The organism is Actinopolymorpha sp. B17G11 (assembly GCF_040196095.1).
GTDB lineage: Bacteria > Actinomycetota > Actinomycetes > Propionibacteriales > Actinopolymorphaceae > Thermasporomyces.
The window spans coordinates 1-17,581 of sequence record NZ_JBEFTW010000062.1 but is presented as its reverse complement, the minus strand read 5'-3'; the positions used below and the strand labels follow the sequence as shown (position 1 = coordinate 17,581).

General features: G+C 69.0%; 12 protein-coding genes. 1 reads left to right on the top strand and 11 read right to left on the bottom strand.

The features are described 5' to 3' along the window. Positions 1-212 precede the first annotated feature (212 nt). From ABN028_RS33725 to ABN028_RS33705, 5 genes are all read right to left on the bottom strand, one after another. The gene (locus ABN028_RS33725; protein ID WP_349699434.1) at positions 213-1,625 is read right to left on the bottom strand and encodes a glycosyltransferase; all 1,413 of its coding nucleotides are present in this window, start codon (positions 1,623-1,625) and stop codon (positions 213-215) included. Next, positions 1,622-2,842: a non-hydrolyzing UDP-N-acetylglucosamine 2-epimerase gene (gene wecB / locus ABN028_RS33720; protein ID WP_349699433.1), complete on the bottom strand. Its 1,221-nt coding sequence runs from the start codon at positions 2,840-2,842 to the stop codon at positions 1,622-1,624. Before wecB ends, ABN028_RS33725 begins: the two co-directional genes overlap by 4 nt. Further along, positions 2,839-4,137: a glycosyltransferase gene (locus ABN028_RS33715; protein ID WP_349699432.1), complete on the bottom strand. Its 1,299-nt coding sequence runs from the start codon at positions 4,135-4,137 to the stop codon at positions 2,839-2,841. The genes wecB and ABN028_RS33715 overlap by 4 nt, the downstream gene beginning before the upstream one ends. Next, complete coding sequence (locus ABN028_RS33710) at positions 4,131-5,864, bottom strand: glycosyltransferase family 4 protein (RefSeq protein WP_349699431.1); 1,734 nt, start codon at positions 5,862-5,864, stop codon at positions 4,131-4,133. Before ABN028_RS33710 ends, ABN028_RS33715 begins: the two co-directional genes overlap by 7 nt. A gap of 61 nt (positions 5,865-5,925) precedes the next feature. Next, entirely contained in the window at positions 5,926-7,707 is a 1,782-nt protein-coding gene (locus tag ABN028_RS33705; RefSeq protein WP_349699430.1) for a glycosyltransferase family 2 protein, read from the bottom strand. 334 nt (positions 7,708-8,041) lie between these two features. Here ABN028_RS33705 and ABN028_RS33700 point away from each other — a divergent pair, with 334 nt between their 5' ends. Further along, a complete protein-coding gene (locus ABN028_RS33700) occupies positions 8,042-10,453 on the top strand; it encodes a glycosyltransferase family protein (protein WP_349699429.1) in 2,412 nt (803 codons plus the stop codon). 22 nt (positions 10,454-10,475) lie between these two features. Here ABN028_RS33700 and ABN028_RS33695 read toward each other — a convergent pair whose 3' ends face one another. From ABN028_RS33695 to ABN028_RS33670, 6 genes are all read right to left on the bottom strand, one after another. Continuing rightward, positions 10,476-11,354 carry an ABC transporter ATP-binding protein gene (locus tag ABN028_RS33695; protein WP_349332384.1) on the bottom strand — a complete coding sequence of 293 codons (879 nt, stop codon included), beginning with the start codon at positions 11,352-11,354 and terminating at the stop codon, positions 10,476-10,478. Continuing rightward, complete coding sequence (locus tag ABN028_RS33690) at positions 11,347-12,291, bottom strand: ABC transporter ATP-binding protein (protein ID WP_349332383.1); 945 nt, start codon at positions 12,289-12,291, stop codon at positions 11,347-11,349. Before ABN028_RS33690 ends, ABN028_RS33695 begins: the two co-directional genes overlap by 8 nt. Continuing rightward, entirely contained in the window at positions 12,288-13,265 is a 978-nt protein-coding gene (locus tag ABN028_RS33685; RefSeq protein ID WP_349694986.1) for an ABC transporter permease, read from the bottom strand. Before ABN028_RS33685 ends, ABN028_RS33690 begins: the two co-directional genes overlap by 4 nt. 5 nt (positions 13,266-13,270) lie before the next feature. Beyond that, positions 13,271-14,281: an ABC transporter permease gene (locus ABN028_RS33680; protein WP_349332381.1), complete on the bottom strand. Its 1,011-nt coding sequence runs from the start codon at positions 14,279-14,281 to the stop codon at positions 13,271-13,273. A gap of 18 nt (positions 14,282-14,299) precedes the next feature. Then, positions 14,300-16,249, bottom strand: coding sequence for an ABC transporter substrate-binding protein (locus tag ABN028_RS33675; RefSeq protein WP_349332379.1), 1,950 nt, complete (start codon positions 16,247-16,249; stop codon positions 14,300-14,302). Positions 16,250-16,391: 142 nt separating this feature from the next. Next, positions 16,392-17,180: a FadR/GntR family transcriptional regulator gene (locus ABN028_RS33670; protein ID WP_349332378.1), complete on the bottom strand. Its 789-nt coding sequence runs from the start codon at positions 17,178-17,180 to the stop codon at positions 16,392-16,394. Positions 17,181-17,581: the final 401 nt, after the last annotated feature.

The following is a 17,581-nucleotide window of genomic DNA, read 5'->3' as shown; positions in this document are numbered from 1 at the left end:
AGCCCTCCAGCGCCGATGGTACTGCAGGGGCCACCCTGTGGGAGAGTAGGACACCGCCGGACACCACACACAAGAAGAGGGCCACCCACCAGGGCGGCCCTCTTCTTGCGTCCCGAGGTATGTACGGCACCGGCCGGTTGGCACATTGTGGAGCAGTGCGCCTCGGGTGAGAGGCGACGGCCCCCTCGGGTGAGAGGCGACGGCCCCGAGGGTCAGGCGAGGGGCATGCGAGCGCTGTCGGTGGGCCAGCGGTAGGCGTCGTGTGCAATGGCGAGGCGCCGGAGCCGGTACGCGGTCGAGCTGCCAGGCAGCAGATGCTCGACCGGATGTTCGCGGCGAAGGACGTCAAGATCAAGGTCGTCGGTGATGAGGGGGCGGACCCCCAGCGGGCGGACAGGTCCGGCGACCGGGAGGCGGCCGAGCACCCTCCGCACTGCCGTCGTTCCCGTTGGGCCGAGCGTTCGCATGGCTCGGGCCCGCATATCCAGGTCGATCGTACGAATGCGTTCGTGCAGGGACGGCTGATGCGTGGCGTAGCCGTCCATCAACTGGGTCAGGAGCTCAGCGGTCGCCGACGCTCCGGACGGAGCGGGCAGCGCCTTGCAGGCCTTGGCGAGCTCAGCCCGGACCGCCGGATCAACCAGCCGCGCGACGCCTCGGGTGATGGCCTCCGCGCTGTCGTTCTCGACGCACAGGGCTAGTCGGCCAGCGGCGAGATACCGCGCCCGGCCTATCTGGTCGTCCGTGGCAGTCGCGAGATTGGGCACCAGGAGGGTGGGTACGCCGGCGGGGAGCAGTTCGTGGACGGTGTTGTAGCCCGCGGCACCAACGGCGGCGTCGAACGCGGCGAGATAGCGCGCGAGCGGGTAAACGCCGACCAGTTCGTGGACGCGGGCGACGTCGGCCGCGGGGAGGACGGCCAGGGCCAGTGGTGCGCGCGTGACGGCCACCTGCCAGTCAGGCGTGGCCAGGAACGAACGGATCGCCGCCAGCGCGGGTGTCCGGGTGTCGTTGATGGAGCCGGCGCCGAGTGTCACCAGAGCGGTCGGCCGATCGGGGTCCAGCCCGAGAGCCGCGGCGGCCTCCGCTCGGGAGAGCGGTGGATTCCCTTCCAGAACGGTGATTGGGGCCACCGGGACCGCATCGGACAGGGACGCGGTCGCGCCCCGGTCGGCGGCAGCGGCGAGGTCCCCGGGCTCGACGACCAGATCGAAGAATGCCCGCGAGGCAAGGGCGCGCCGGTTCGCGTTCGCCCGCCACAGCCCGCGGCGTATCCAGACGAACGCCACGTCGGGATGGGCGGCGCGAGCGCGCAGCAGGCCGAGGTAGGGCGCGACCCCGTCGAACGCCAGGACCCGCGCCTGGGTTTCCTGCAAAAGTGCGGCGAGCCGCTTGCCGAGGTAGCTGTGCCATGAAAGGTGCGGCATCCAGTTCCGGTGGTGGCTCGGGCAGTACTCCGCCCGTAGGCCGTGCCGGGTCACGACATGGACGGCCTGAGAGAGGGAGAAGACAATCGGCTCGACCTGACCGGACAGGGCCAGCGCCACCGCCGCCTGCCGGGCGAGATGTCCCATCCCGGTGCCGTTGCTGGTGGCCAGGATGATCCGAGGCGGCGTGTCACTCACCGCGCGGTGGGTGCCGCGGCATCGCCGGTTGCTGGGCCGCTGGCCGCGTTGGTGGCTTGGCGCTCGCCAGGTGTGGGGGCCTCGCTGGACGACGCTGCTGTGAGGCCACCGGTTGCCGTTCCGGGAGCGGGAACGGTGCCGGCGTTCGCCAACCAGGAAACGAGAATCTCGGCGATGCGTACGCCGGCCCGGCCGTCCCACAGCGGCGGCACCGGCCAGGAGGCCAGCGCCCCGCGGTCGAGCACTGCCTGCAGGGCGTGCGGGAGCGTCTCGGCCCTGACCAGTTGGTTCGTACCGTGGGAGATCGTCACCGGCCGTTCCGTGCTGGGCCGCAGCGTCAGGCAGGGAACGCCGAGCACCGTGGTCTCCTCCTGAACCCCGCCGGAGTCGGTGAGTACGGCCGCCGCGCCGCGGACCAGCGACATGAACTCGACGTAACCGAGCGGCTCGACGACCCGGATGCCGGGGTGGTCGGCGAAGCCGAGCTCAAGCAGCCGGGCCCGTCCGCGTGGATGCAGGGGGACGACGATCGGCACCTGGTCGGCGCACTTGTGCATCGCCTGCACGAGAGCGACTGCCTGTTCGGCTTCGTCGACGTTGCCGGGCCGGTGGAGCGTCGCGACGGCGTACGCACCGGAAAGGGCGTGCGTCTCCCGCACCGGCGCCGGATCGAACCGGTCGAGATGCGCCAGCAGCGTGTCGATCATCGGGTTGCCGACCAGGTGGATCCGCTCGGCCGGTACGCCTTCGCGGGCGAGGTGCGCGATCGCCTCCGGACTCGTCGCGAACGCGAGATCTGACAGCGCGTCGGTGACCTTGCGGTTGATCTCCTCCGGCATCGTCAGATCGAAGCTACGCAGGCCGGCCTCGACGTGTGCCAGCGGAACGCCGAGCTTCGAGCACACCAACGCGGCCGCCAAGGTGGAGTTGACATCGCCGTAGACCACAACCAGGGAAGGCCTCTGGGCGCTGAACCGCTCTTCGAGCGCGATCATCACCGCCGCGGTCTGGGTCGCATGCGTGCCCGATCCCACGCCGAGGTTGACGTCGGGGCGAGGCAGGTCGAGCTCCCGGAAAAACACTTCGGACAGCTTGTCGTCATAGTGCTGGCCGGTGTGGACCAGCTGCTGGGCGGCACCACTGGCCCGCAAGGCGGCGATCACGGGCGCGGCCTTGGGGAAGTTGGGCCGAGCTCCGGTGATGTGGACGACGGTCACTCTTGCGTACCTCCCGCATGGCCAGCGTGGTCGAGCTCGGCACTCTGGTCGGCGTCGGTCGTGTGGTCGGCGTCGGCTCTGCTGTCGGCGTGGGTCCTGTTGTCTGACCCGGCGACGGTGTTGACGCGAGTGTCTGCGTCGATCCAGTCCCGGACCGCCGCGGAGAACGCTCCCGACACGCGCGCCGGCGTGATCCGCGCGGCCGCACCTGCGGCGGACAGCCGCGCCTGCGCGGTGACCAACCGTCGCGACTCGACGAGCGCGTCAACGATGTCGGCCGGAGCATCGCCTGCGTACTGCACCGCGTACGCCGAACTCAACCGGGCATCACCACCGGAGTCGTCCCGCACCACGACCGGCAGCCCGAACGTCAGAGCCAGCGCCAGCGCGCCGGAGTTCAGCGATCGGCGGTACGGGAAGACGGCCACGTCGGCCGCCCGGAGATAGACCTGCAGCTCGTCGTCGGGCACCTTGCGCAGTGCCGCGTAGGCGCACGGATGGGTGAGCATCCGCTCCCGGAAGGCCCGCGACTCGTCGTCGCGGCTGGGGGGGCCGGCCACGAGTAGGACGTAGCGACCAGGTTCGCGTGCACACAGCAGATCGAAGGCGTCGAGGAGCTCGGTGATCCCCTTGTACGGCTGGATCCGACCGATCAACAGGAACGCCGTCACCTCCGGCGCGAGCCCCAACTCCGCCCGGGCCTGACGCCGCGACATCCACGACGGATAGACATCGTGGTAGGCCGGATGCGGCACCGGCAGCAGTTTGGCCTCCGGGATGTCGAACCACGGCGCGACCAGCTCGCGCGTGCGCGGGCTCATCACGTGGACGCGCTCGACCGCGTCGACCACACCCTGCCGCAGCTCCGCCTCCAGATCTGGGAACCGGGTCTCGTGCGGAAGAATGTTGTGAACGGTCCACATCAACCGGGCGCCGCGGTCCTTCAGGGCGTGCAGGCGTTCGAGGTAACGCTTCAGCTGCTCGCGCGCCATCGCCTCGTCGTCGGCCTTGGCCATCACGACGTTGAGCCAGTGGATGTGGGTGACCAGCTCGAGACCGCTGCCGGCGATGGCATCGGCGGCAGCGAGCGTCGTGTCGATGTCGTAGGTAGGAACCGGTGTGAGCCCGGACTCGCCCAGGCGGGAGTAGAGCAAGGCCTGGAACGGATTGCCGCGTACGACCGGGTAGTACGCCAGCAGGCCGCCGCCGCTCGACCAGTCGTGGTTGGCGAGCGTGCGGAGCGTGTCGTCGAGGGCGAGGGCAGGTTCGTGACCGAACCGCCTGGTGATCAGCATGCCGTGCTCCCGTTCGCGGTCGCCAACGCCTCGTGCCGGGCGGGGCTGGTCGCGAGAAGATCGTCGTACGCCGCACCGAACGCCGCAGCGACCGCGGACCACGACCGCTCGGTGGCCACCCAGAGCGCCGCGGCGTCCGCGATCTGCTTGCGTTCGGATTCGTTGTCCATCAGCCGGGCGGCAGCTGCCGCCAGCGCGCCAGGATCGCCAGCCGTGAATGCCTGCCCGCGCGCGCCGGAACCGATGATCTCGGCGAGCGCCGGCAGATCCGCCACCAACAACGGCACCCGCATCGCCATCGCCTCGAACGGCTTCAGCGGCGACACCATCCGGGCGGCCCGGTCGTCGACCCGTGGTACCACGAAGAGGTCGATCTGCGCGTAGTGTCCGGCCACCTCGTCGAAGGGCACGTTGCCGGTGAAGACCACGTGTCGGGCAACGCCGAGCTTCTTGGCCAGGCGTTCGAGCTCCTGCCGGCGGCTACCATCGCCCACCAACAGCCCCGTCACCGACCGACCCGCGGCCCGCAGCTCGGCGACTGCCTCGATCAGGACCTCCTGACCCTCTCTCGGGTGGGACAGGTTGCTGACGTAGCCGAGCGTGAACGTGTCGGCCAACCCGAGCCGGTGCCGCAGGGTGAGGTCGCGTTCCTGCGGTACGAAGCGGTTGACGTCGACCGCGTTGGGGACCACGCGGACCTTCTCGGCGGGGATGCCGTGCCGGTGGACAATCTCGTCGCGCATCGGGCCCGACAGGGTAACCACCAGGTCTGCGGCCGCCATCATCCGAGACTCGGTGGCGAACCTGCGTTCGTAGTACTCGCCGCGCTCGGCATAACGCGGATCATCGGTCCAGGTGGTCTCGAAGAAGCTGCGGACTTCGTACAACCAGGGGATCCCGGCCCACCGCGCGACCGCGTTGCCGGCCAGGGCCGACTCGAAGCCGCGATGTCCGGACGAAACGTGCAGCAGGGCCGGACGCTCCGCCGCCACCAGACCGGCCAGCATCCGCGCCGTCAGCTCGACGTACTCGTCCAGTCCGAGCGCCAACAACGGACGCCCCGCCGCCGGCAGCAGGTGGCGGTAGGTGACCTCCTCCACGACGCTCTCCGTCGGCGGCTCGTCGATGCCGAGCACGCCCGGAAACCCCGGCATCGTCACGCCGAGGACATCGCGGCCGGCCCGGACGAGTGCCTGCAGGGACTCGTGCGAGCGCGTACAGAAACCGTTGTGCAGAAACGGGCGGGACTCCTTGGCGAGGTAGACGACCCGACCCGGACGCGGATGGTACGGCGCCGGGAGCGGTGTCGCGATCATCGGCTGCCAGCGCGGATCGGTCTCCCGGGAGCGACCGACGAGCTTGCGGCCGCTGCTCCAGTGCACCGGGTCCCGGGTGCGTTCCATCCGGCGAACGGCATGGTGGCCGGCCTCGGTGAATGCCCCGCGCTTGATGGCGATCCTGGACGCGACCTCCAGCGCGCCGGAGTCGGTGGGGTTGCGGCGCAGGACCGCGTTCACGTGTACTGCCGCCTCTTCGTACTCCCCGGATCCCAGGCACGCCCGCGCGGCGGCCAGCCCGTGGCGGGTGCGCGAGGCGGTGTGCTGTCCCAGGACGAGGCGCTGCACCTTGCGGATTCGTCGCTTCGTCTGCGGAGTCAGCCGTTCACGCGCCACCGCCGTCGCCTTCTTCGACAGCTTCTTGGTCAGCTGGTCAGCAAGGCTTCTCATGCGTCTTCTTGCTTCGCCGCGCACGCGCATGCCGTGCTCATGTGTCGCTCGCTCCGCTCGCTCATGCCCACAGAATGGCCTCCGGGAGTCCGTCGTAGAGCACCTCGCCGTGGTCGAGGAGGTCGTCAGGATCAGCCTGCCAGGTATGTCCGCCGCTGCGCCGGTAGTACACGTAACCGAGACCGTGCGTACGGTAAGTGACGCCTCCCGCCGAACGCAGCCGCGCCAACAGGTCCGCGTCGACGTGTCGCGGTGAGGTGCTCCACCCGCCGGCCGCCTGCAGGACACCTCGGGACAGCAGGAGCGTGCCGCCGGCCGGCATCACCTCGTACGCCTCTGTCGCGGCCCAGGTCCGGTCGATCGTCACTCCGGAGTCGGCGAGGTGGACGAACCGCGCGGACTTCGCCACCAGGTCGGCGCCGGAGGTCCGGGCGGCGAGGACCAGGTCGGTCAGGTGGTCGGGACCGTAACGGTCGTCGTCGTCGACCTTCGCGACGAACTCCCCGTCGGCCCGTCGGGTGAGGATCCCGAGAATCTCGCCCAGGGTGCACTGGTCGTCGATGTCGACCGTCCGGAGCGGTCCCGGCAGGCGTTTACGCAGGTCAGCGAGGGTGTGTGGATCGAGCGTGTAGCCGTGGGTGCCGACCAGGACCTCGAATCGGGAGTACGTCTGGCGGGCGAGGTCGGCGAGGCAGCGGATCACATCGTCGGCGCGCTTGCTCGCCACGAGGACCGAGATCATCGGCAGAGCCAGGTGGCCACGGAACGCCGGATCAGCGAGGATCCCGGCCTGGCGGGAGGTGGACGCGCTCAGCTGATAGCCCGGCAACCCGTCGACGGTCTCGGGCTTCTCGACGACCTGGTGGCCCTCGGCGGCCAGCCGCTGTCGCATCGCGGCAGACACCGATGCCAGGCCAACCCCGCAGGCGGCGAGCCCGGCAAGCACGTGCCGGGTGAACGGGTCGGCGGGGAGGTCGTCGCCGATGGACGCGACCGCGTATTTCTGCCAGTTCCTGTCCAGCAGCGTCGCCTCGACCGAACCGGACGGGGTGAAGACGAGGCCCGGCGTTCCGTCGCCGGCCGCGAGGACGAGGCGGTCGCCGTCGCGGCGGAGGTCGTACGCCGTCGCCCGGCCGGTCAGGCGCCGACCGTGCGGATTGGCGAGCGCGGTGACCAGGGGAAACCGGAACTCCCGCAGGGTGACCTGAGGCTGCCGGGGTGCCGGCGCCGGCTGAGCGTGCTCGGTGTCGGTGGGTGGGTCGGTGTCGGTCTGGCGCTCGGCGTCTGTTGGCTGGGCGTCTGCCGGCTCGGCGCCGACGAGTCCGTGCGGCCAGGTCGAGTCGCCGGCGATCCAAGCCGCCCGATCGAGCGCGGGAAGTTCGCCGCCCGCCTGTTCCCAGCGCCGGGACCGCAGGACCGCCGCGCTCAGCTCGGTCAGTGCGCGACCGACGTGGCGGCGCTTCCGCCAACCGATCCGGACCACGACGCCGTTCCCGGCCGACTCCCACCTGAACCTGTGGAGGTCACGGGCGATGCGGACCGGGCGCAGGCCACCGCGTAACCAGGTCGGCATGGTCGCGACCTCCAGCCGGACCTCCCGGACGCGGCCGCGGAGCAGGCACGAGCCGGTGAGGCGCTCCAGGCAGGCTGCGTCGGGGACCTGGACCAGGAGCACCTCGCAGTGCACCGGGCGCTCGGCCGTGGGATCGGTCAGGCGGTAGCGGCGGGACCGGAGGCCACCCAGGACCGAGACCTCCACGGTGTCCCAGCCGGCCATGCGGACGCGTACGGTCCGGGCGACTGTGCGCTTGAGCCGGACGATTGCCCGCCGCCATTTCGCCACCTGGCGCCGTCCCCCGATTGTGTCCGTCGTACCCGTTGTCTCTGCCCTACCCGTTGTGTCTGTCGTACCCGTTGTATCGGGCCTACCCGGCGGTTCAGCCGTACTGGCCGCTGGTTCTGTCGCACCTGGGGGTTCGGGCGTACCGCCGGGTGGGTCTGGCCTTCCGTCGCTCCCTCCAGCGACCCTGTCGATCGCCTCATCGGCTGTGGAAGCGGTCTCTGTCATGGGTTCGCCACGGGACGTTCCCACCTCGGTGCTCGGCATCAGCTTCGTTCGTCCCTATGCTGCCTGTTTCGTGGTCGATGACACTCCTCACAGCACCCACCGGGCTCTGATGACACTTGACGATGGGACCGAACCGCGGTTCGGCACCAGCACTGTAGTTGTCCTTCGCGACCCCAACTGGCCGCCGCAGGCAGGTGTGTGCTGCTGGCGGACGAGTGTTCACGAGACCTTCACCGAGTGCGGTCTGACCGTTCACGATCTTGTCTGGTCGCCGCCACCGGTGCCGGAGATGCCTGCGGCGCCTGACGCGCAGGCCGCGGGTTTGCTGGCCGCTGAGCCGTCCGTCACGGGCGTCGCCGTCCGATTCGTCGGGCGCGCTGCCCGGGCCGGCGCCTACGCGGCCGGGCGGCGGATGCGGTCGGCGGCGGGCCGCGTCGGTCGGGAGCTCGAGACCCGCATGTCGCGACGGGTGGCCGGCGGCGTCTGGTCCGGTACGGCGGGGCGGCCGGGGACCGGTGGCGCGGCGACCGGTGGGGTGGGGAGCCTGGCGGCCGATCCTGACCCGCAGCTATCGCGGCTCGCCGCGGCTCGGCTGGTCCTGGCCGAGTCGCCGGAGGCCGCAGTCACGGCGGTACGGTCCGGAGTGAACCCCGCCGCGGTCTGGCTCCTCGCGGTGCCACCCGAGCGCGCCGCGCCCGGCGAGCCCGTCACCTGGGCCGGCCCGATCCGGGACGCTGCGCCCTTCATCGGCGGCCTGGTCGCGGACAGCGTGGATGCGGCCGGCATCCTCGAACGCGTCGCCGGCCCGGTGCGTACCGTCGTCTTTCCCCCGCTCGCGACCGACCGTGGATGCCCGACATGCGGCGCCGGACCGGCCGTAGCGGGATCACTGGGGTCCTCGGCGTCGCCGGGGTTCTCGGGGTCACTGGGTTCCTCGCGGTCGTCGGTGTCGCGTGGCGAAGATCAGGACGGTACGCAGGAACCGGGCGGTCCCGGCCCGGTGCTCGACGTCCATCCGACCGACGTACCGGGTCACCTGCTGCTCTGGCGACGTCTGCTCGACCAGGTGGCGGGTGGGCGGGCGCCACGGCCGACGGCCTGGTCGTACCCGGTGGCGCGGCTTCGGGGGGACGCCGGTCCGTGGTCGCCGCCACGACTCGACCCGTGGCGCGGAGACGGTCCTGGTGGTTCGGAGGCGGGCCAACCGGAACCTCGTGGTGTGGAGACGGGCGATCTCCGGCACGAAGATGCCGCAGGGGGCGATGCGGCGGGGGACGATGCGGCCGGGTTCGGTGAGTTCCGGCGCGACGATGCGGCCGGGTCGGGTGAGGTCGGGTCCGTCGAGGGCCTCGCCGCGTGGACGGCGGAGGCGCAGCTCGCCGGCGCACGTCGCCTGCTGGCCGACCTGCCACCTCCGGCTGGAGACGACCTGCCACCCCCGACCGAAGACCCCGCCCGCGCGGACGCGACATCCACGCCCATGCGGGTACGCGTGATCGGGCACGACATGAAGTTCATGCGCGACCTCGCCACCGTCCTCGACGGCTGGCCGGACCTTGACGTCGAGGTCGACGAATGGCGCAGCGCGGGCGCCAAGAACGACGGGATCACCGAGAACCTCGCCCGCACCGCGCACACGCTGGTGGCCGAGTGGGCCCGCCCGAACGCGGTCTGGCTGTCGGAGGTGAAGCGCCCGGACCAACGACTGATCGTCCGGCTGCACCGGTTCGAGATCGACAGCGCCTATCCCGCCAAGATCGACATCGACGCGGTCGACGCGGTTGTCTACATCGCCCCTCACATGGGGCGGCGGATCCGGGACGAGATCGGCTGGCCGGTCGGGAAGCTCGTCTACGTACCCAACTACACCGATCTGGCGCGGCTGGACCGGCCGAAGCTCCCGGGCGCGCGGTTCACGCTCGGCATGGTGGGGATCATCCCGGCGCTCAAGCGTTTCGATCTCGCGCTGGATCTGCTGAGCGCGGTACGCCGCGAGGACCCACGGTTCAGCCTGTTGGTACGCAGCCAGATGGGATGGGCGCACAAGCCGTCGTGGCAGAGCGCGGAGGAACGCCGGGAAGTCCAGCGGAGCATGGAACGCGTGGAGAAGGACCCGCACCTGCGCGGCGCCGTGGTCTTCGACGCGTTCGGGCGGGACATGGCCGCCTGGTACCGCAAGGTCGGCCACATCCTCTCCCTTTCCGACGTCGAGGGTTCACATGCGGCGCTCTGCGAGGGGATGGGATCCGGCGCGGTTCCGGTGATCAGGGGTTGGCAGGGCGCGGCGGAGGCGTACGGAAAGGACGCCTTGTGCGGCTCACTCGACGATGCGGTCGCGCGCGTGCTCGAGGACGCGGATCTGACCAGGTGGGAGGGCCGATCGGTGGCGGCCAAGCGCGAGGTCGCTGCCCGCGTCGACCCTGCGCAGGTGGTGCAGGCATGGGTGGACCTGTCCTACGGAAGGATCGACGACGCCCGCCAGCGGTTCGCCGAGTACGCCGATCCCACCGTCCTGCCGTAGCCCGTGGCCGTAGCGGCCGAGGTCAACGGTCTGGTGACGCGATCTCCGCGGGAGTGACCAGGGGTGTACCGGCGTCCCAGGTGACGTCCGGGTCGGGCACCGGGATCGAGCTGATCAGCAGCTTGGAGTACTCGTGCTGTGGATCATCGATGACGCGTTGGGTGTCGCCACGCTCCACAATCGAACCCTGGTAGAGAATGCAGATCTCGTCACCGATCTGGTAGGCCGTCGACAGGTCGTGGGTGATGTAGAGAAACGAGATGCCCTGCTCGTCACGCAACCGCAGCATGATGTCGAGAATCATTGCCCGCAAGGACGCATCGACCATCGAGACCGGTTCGTCCGCGACGATGAGCCGTGGGGTGAGCAGGTACGCACGTGCCATCATCAGCCGCTGCCGTTGGCCGCCGGACAACTGGTGTGGGTGCTTGTCGAGTACCTCGTCGCCGCGCATGCCGACGATGCGAAGCGCCTCCTCGATCTGGTCCCTCGCCGCTGCCTTGGACGGCGCGAGACCGAAGCGTTTGATCGCGACGTCGAAGATGTGCCGGATCTTGTAGAACGGGTTGTAGACGCCGAACGGGTCCTGGAAGATCGCCTGGACCTCCCGGCGGTAGGCGAGCCGCTGCCGCTTGTCGAGCGTGTCGAGGTTCTGCCCGCGATAGGTGATCTCGCCCGACGTCAGTGACGTGAAGCCCAGAATCGCGTTGGACAGCGTCGTCTTGCCGCTGCCGCTCTCGCCGGCGATCGTGGTGATCGTGGCCGGTGACGTGCCCAGAGCCAGCGACACGTCGGAGAGCGCCGTCGTCTGGTCCTCGCCCTTGCCGTAGATCTTGGTGGCGTTTCGTACGTCCAACAGTGGTTCAGGTTTCGACACCGGCCCAGACGTCGGCTCAGACATCGGCGTTCACCCGCTCTGCGTCATCGTGATCGTCATCGGTGCTGTCCGTGGTCGCGACCAGGTGGCCGGGGCTGACCTCCACGAGCGGCGGCGTCGGTCGCCGGTCGCGGAGGTCGGGGGTACGGAACTCCTTCACCAGCAGGGGTTTGCGTTCCCTGATCGACGGGATCGAGGCGATCAGGTGCCGGGTGTAGGGGTGTTGCGGACTGTTGAAGAGATCGCGAACGGAGCCGATCTCCACGATGTTGCCGGCGAACATCACCGCGATGCGGTCGACGAGCTGGGCCTGCAGAGCCATGTCGTGGCCGATCAGGATCATCGAGCTGTTGAGGCGCTTCTTGACCTCCAGCAAGGTCTGCGCGACCGTTCGCTGGACGACCACGTCGAGTGCGCTCGTCGGCTCGTCGGCGATGATCAACGCCGGCTCGAGAGCGATGGCCATGGCGATGCAGACGCGCTGCTTCATGCCGCCGGACAGCTCGTGCGGGTAGAGGTCGTAGACGCGGGCCGGGAGTTGGACCAAGTCGAGCAGCCGCACGATCCGGGCCTTCAACGCCGCGCGGGACTGCCGTCCCTCGTGCGCTTCGATGGCGTCGGCGATCTGGTGCCGCACCCGCATCACCGGATTGAGGGAGTTCATCGAACCCTGCGGGATCAGTGCGATGTCCCGCCATCGTCTGGCCCGCAACGCGGCGTCCTGCAGGGAGAGGAAGTCCTCGCCGTTCACGCGTACCGAACCGTCGACGATCCGGCCGGGTGGCGACGTGAGGCGCAGGATCGCCATCGCGACGGTGGACTTGCCGGAGCCCGACTCGCCCACCAGGCCGAGCGTCTCGCCTTCGCCGACGGAGAAACTGACGCCGTTGACGGCGATCACGTCGCCCTGCGTGGTTTCGTAGTGGACGCGGAGATCGCGCACGTCCAGGACAGCGTTCATGCGTTCGTCCCCTGTCCAGTCACTCGGCGCCCTGCTTTTCGCCCCAGGTTGCCCCGGCGCGGCCCCTTTGCTCCCCGAAGCCGTGGGTTGGCCACCTCGTCGAGTCCGATCGCGGTGAGGAAGAGCCCGATGAAGATCACCATCAGGACGACAGTGGGGAATCCCCACCACCACCACATCCCGCGGAGGACAGCCGAACCTTCGATGGCACGCGAGATCGTCATGCCCAGCGTGGGAATCCGTTGCGGCCCGAGCCCCAACGCCTCCAGTCCGACCGCCGCGAGGATTCCGCCCGACGCGGCGCCGATGAAGCTCGCCGCGAGGTAGGGCAGGAGGTTCGGCATCATCTCCTTGAACATGATGTCGGGTGTCGACAGCGCCGAGAGCCGCGCCATCCGCACATATCCCTGCTCACGCATCGACAGCACCTGCGCACGGATGACTCGGGTGGGTCCCGCCCAGGCGAAGAGCGCCACGATGAACGCCATCGTGTTGACGTCCATCTGGCGTACGTACGCCGCGACGACGATGAGGATGGCGAGCGACGGAATCGTCAACGCGGTGTCGGAGACGGTCCGGATCACCGAGTCGACGACACCGCCGAGGTAACCCGCGGCGAAGCCGAAGACGATGCCGATCAGCATGCTCGTCACGCCGACGATCAGCCCTACCTGCAGGGTTGTCGGGCCACCGACCACCAACAGGGCAAGGAGATCCCGGCCGCTGTTCTCGGTGCCGAGCGGATGCGCGAGCGTTCCGCCCGGCAGCCAGAACGGTGGCAGGTTGAGCGGTGAGCTGGCGGCCCTCGCGAGAGTGGTGTCGACGACCAGGTGGCCGATGCCGGTGAGCAGAAGCACGCCCACGACCATGGCCGCACCGGTGACGAGCTTGGGGTTCGTCCACGGGGACGACGCCCGACGCCCTGCCGGTGCGTCGGCCTGTTCCTGGATCTGGGTGACGGTGGTCGGATCCACGATGCTCACCTCCTCTCGTAGGTGATGCGCGGGTCGAGCAGCGGGTAGATCAGGTCGATGAGGAGGACCGCGGTCACCGTGGTGAGGATCAGGATGAAGACGATGCCCTGCATCACGGTGTAGTCGGAGTTCGAGATCGCCTGGTAGAGCAGCGCGCCTACGCCGGGATAGCCGAAGAGGTACTCCACCAGGACGGTGCCGCCGACGATGCCGCCGATCCCGAGCACCAGCGCGGTGACCTGCGGAAGAATCGCGTTGCGCACCTCGTACTTGAACAGGATGTCGAGTGGCCGTAGCCCCTTGGCGCGGGCCAGCGTGAGGTAGTCCTCACCGGCCACCGTGATCATCATCCCGCGCATCCCGAGCGCCCAGAAACCCATGCTGGCAAGGACGATCGAGAGCGCGGGCAGCGTGCCGTGCTGGATGACGCTGTTGATGAACCAGAAGTCGAGGCCGGGTGTGAGCTCGCTGCGGTAGCCACCGGAGATCGGGAACAGCCGCAACGTGAACACGAACACGTAGATCAGCAGGATGCCGAGAATGTAGAACGGGATCGCCGTGAACGTGAGCGACACCGGCAGCAACACCCGCAACAGCCCAGGCGTACGCCGCCACGCCATCAGCGCACCGATCAACGTACCCGCGAGGAACGACAGGACCGTCGAGATCGCCAGCAACCCGACGGTCCACGGCATCGCCCGGCCGATCATCTCGCTGACCTCGACCGGGAACTGCGCCAGCGAGTAACCGAAGTCGAACGTCACCAGGCTCTTCAGGTAGCTGAGGTACTGCAACCAGAGCGGGTCGTCGAGGCCGAAGCGTTCCCGCCAGGCCGCGATCAGCCGGTCGCTGCCCTCCACGTATCCGGCCTGCGAGGTGATCCTGGTGATCATCGCCTTTACCGGATCACCCGGCGCAAGCCGAGGAATGAAGAACATCAGCGTCGCACTCGCCCAGATGGTGAAGAGGAACATCCCCACCCGTCTGAGCACATAGCCGGTGGTCAGTCCACGCACGTGCTCGGCCTCCTCTTGCTACTCGCCGGCGGGACGCAGGGAGTGGATGATCTTGTGCGCGTTGCCCCAGTCCAGCGTCGGCTGCAGGTAGTTGTCCTCCTGGGTCGCCCACCCGGTCCAGTACGTCGTGTCGAACGCGTAGAGCTTGCGCGCGTGCGCCACCGGGATGAACGGGAGATCCCGCAGCCATTCCCGGGCCGCCGCGACGAAGGGCTCCCTGATGGACGCGTCGCCGAGCGGGAGGTTCGCGATCTGCTCGACGTGCTTGCTGTAGGCGGTGTTCTTCCACCGGATGGCGTTCGACGCCGCTGTCTCGCCGACCGGGACGACCGCGTCGGCCCGGAACACCTGCATCGAGAACCACGGTTCGCTGACCGAGCCGCAGGCGCTCCAGTCGGCCGCGCCCTCGAACTTCCCGTTCGCCAGGTTGTCGCCCCACGTGCCGATCGCGAGCTTGCGGACTGTCGCGTTGATCCCGATCCGCTGCAACTGCTCGCCGACCACCTCGGCATAGCGCCAGATCTCGATGAAGTCGCTCGGCGCGTCGATCTGGATCCGCAGCTCCTTGCCGTCCTTGGCGTAGTAGTCGCCGGACTTGGTGTAGCCCTTCGACTCGATGATCTTCGCGGCCTCGTCGGGATCGTGGGTGTGGATCGGGAACTCGTCGAAGAGCCCCTCGTCCTCGAGCAGGCTGACGTACTCCTGCATGGGTGGATAGTCGGGGAAGAAGAACCGCGCCGGAGTCGTCGTGCCTTCGTACGCGATCCGGACGATCTCCTCCTTGTCGAGCGCATAGTTGAGCGCCCACCGCATGTCCCGGTCGTTCCAGGGCTCGACGGCGTTGTTGACCGAGAACAGCCGCGTGCACGGGTCGGTCCATGCGTAGGGCTTGTCCGGCAGCCAGGAGATGATCTCGGTGTTGCGGGCCTTGAGGCTCTCGAACGCACCAGCGGTGAGATCGGCGATGCTGTCCAGCTGGTGGTCCGAGGCCCGAGCGACCCGGACCTCCTCGGTCTCGCTCACGACGAATTCCAGCTTCTCCGGCTGCGGCAGCGGCAGGAAGTCGGCCTCGGCACCCCACCAGTCGTCGCGGCGCTCGTAGGTGAACTTCGTCGGGCTCGCCGAGGTGAGCTTGTACGGCCCGGTGAAGACCGGCCAGCCTTGTGCCTTGTCGTAGTTCTTGAACTTCACCGGATCCTTGCCGCGCCAGATGTGCTCGGGCACGATCGCCAGGCTGCCGTGGATCTTGACCGAGAAGTAGTCCAGCTGGAACCTTGGGTTCGGCTTCTTCAGCGTGAACTTCACCGTGGTCTTGTCGACCTTCTCGACCGCCTTCACCCACTCCTGCATCGAGGCGGCATTGTTGAGCTCGGCACCGCCCTCCAACAGCATGGTGATCGTGAAGACGACGTCGTCGGCGTCGTAGTCCTCGCCGTCGGACCACGAGACGCCATCGCGGAGCCTGAGCGTCCACACGGTGGCGGTGTCGTCGGGGGTGAACTCCTCGCCCAGCCACGGCTCGGTTTCGCCGGACTCGTAGTTGAGGATGAACAGCGGCTCCATCAGGGCCTGGTGGAAGCCGGCGTTGCTGGTGAAGCCCGGAACGAACGGGTTCCACAGGTCCGGGCTCTGCACCCGCCCGCCGTGGAAGTCGAGGATCAGGGTCTTGGCGCGCTCGCCGCCACCGCCGCCGCCACCGGGCCCGCCGCCCGGCCCGCCACCGGGACCCGCCCCCTCACAGGCGGCCAGGAACGCCCCCATCCCCGCGAATGCCAGCCCGCCGATCGCGGTGTGGTGGAGGAACCCTCGTCGCGTCAACGCCCCGGAACCTCCGGCACCCGTCCCCCGTGCGCCGCGTGCCGCGTGGTGTGCCGCCCTGCCTGCCGCCGTGCCTGCTGCCGTGTCTGTCGTACCGGCGAGGTCTCCCGCGTGCGAGGCGGAGACTCGCGGACCGTCGGTGTGCTTCATTGCTGTCCGACCTTTCTTGCGCTGGGTTTGAGTGCTTCGCGCCGGGAAATGATCACGTATGCGTGATCATTTCCAACGAAACGCGGCGAATCGGGGCCGCATCGTTGGTAGCTGCCGCGCATGGTCCGGCCTCCGCCTCGGTCTACGGGGGCGATCGCAGGGCGACGCCGACCACCTGTCGTACGCCGGCGAGATGGGTACGCATCAGCGCCCCCGCCCGCGCCGGTTCGCCGGCACTGATCGCGCCGAGGATCTCGAGGTGCTCGGCGTGGTCAGACCTGCGGTCACCGTGAAGTCGCAGGATCTGCTGCTGCTCCGGGGCGTAGATGTCGACGATCGAGTCGAGCATCTGGGCGAGGATCGGGTTTCCGGCGTACTGCCCGATCGCGCGATGGAACGCCATGTTGGACGCCGCCAGTTCGGCATCGTCGGTCAGTGCCGCGCCGGCGCGCGTCAGGATCTCCCCGAGGTCGGCCAACTGCGAAGGGGTGCAGCGGTCGGCGGCCATCTCGGCGAGTGGTGGTTCGATGAGTTCGCGGGCTTCGAGCAGGTCGAGGATCGTGTCGTGTTCGAGGCCGTGGCGGTGGGGGTTGGCGAGGATGAGCCGGGACAGATCCCGGACGTACACCCCCGAGCCGTGTCTGATGTCGAGGACGCCGGTGGCCTCGAGCCGCCGGAGCGCCTCCCGCAGGGTGGGGGTCGCGACCGAGAACCGTGCGGCGAGGTCGCGGGCCGACGGCAGTCGGTCGCCCGCGGCGAGGCCCTGGGAACGGATGAGGTCGAGGATCGCTTCGGACACGTCGTCCAGGAGCGTCCGGCGTACGAACGACGTGGTGGGTGGTGTCGTGCCGGTTGTTCCGCTGCTCCCGCCCGTCGCGGCGAAAGATCCGGCGCGGGAGGCGGAGTCTGCGCCGTCGGAACGGATCGACACAATGATCCTCTCCGGTCGACGTCGAGTGATCAGATCTCTATGTCATTTCTCGCCCTGGAAGCCTGGAGTGGCGGCAATGAGGCGTCAATACCAGTTGTCCGGGATGTTTCGGCCGGTTTCGGACCGGTGAACGTCAGGGAACGTGTCGAGGTCGGGCAAGTGACTCACCGAGGTCGATGGGTGACGGAAACGGTAACTTTTTCCTAACTCTCCCCGGGCCCACCTGGATTTGGCCGCGCAGGCGAGCCGTGCCCACCTAGAGTCCGGAAGGTGTGTGACCTTGCTGTCGTTGGTCTGGGGTATGTCGGTCTGCCGTTGGTCCGTGAGGGCTGCCGGGCGGGGCTTCGTGTCGTCGGGCTCGACGTCTCTGACCGGGTGATCGCCGGGCTGTCCTCGGGCCG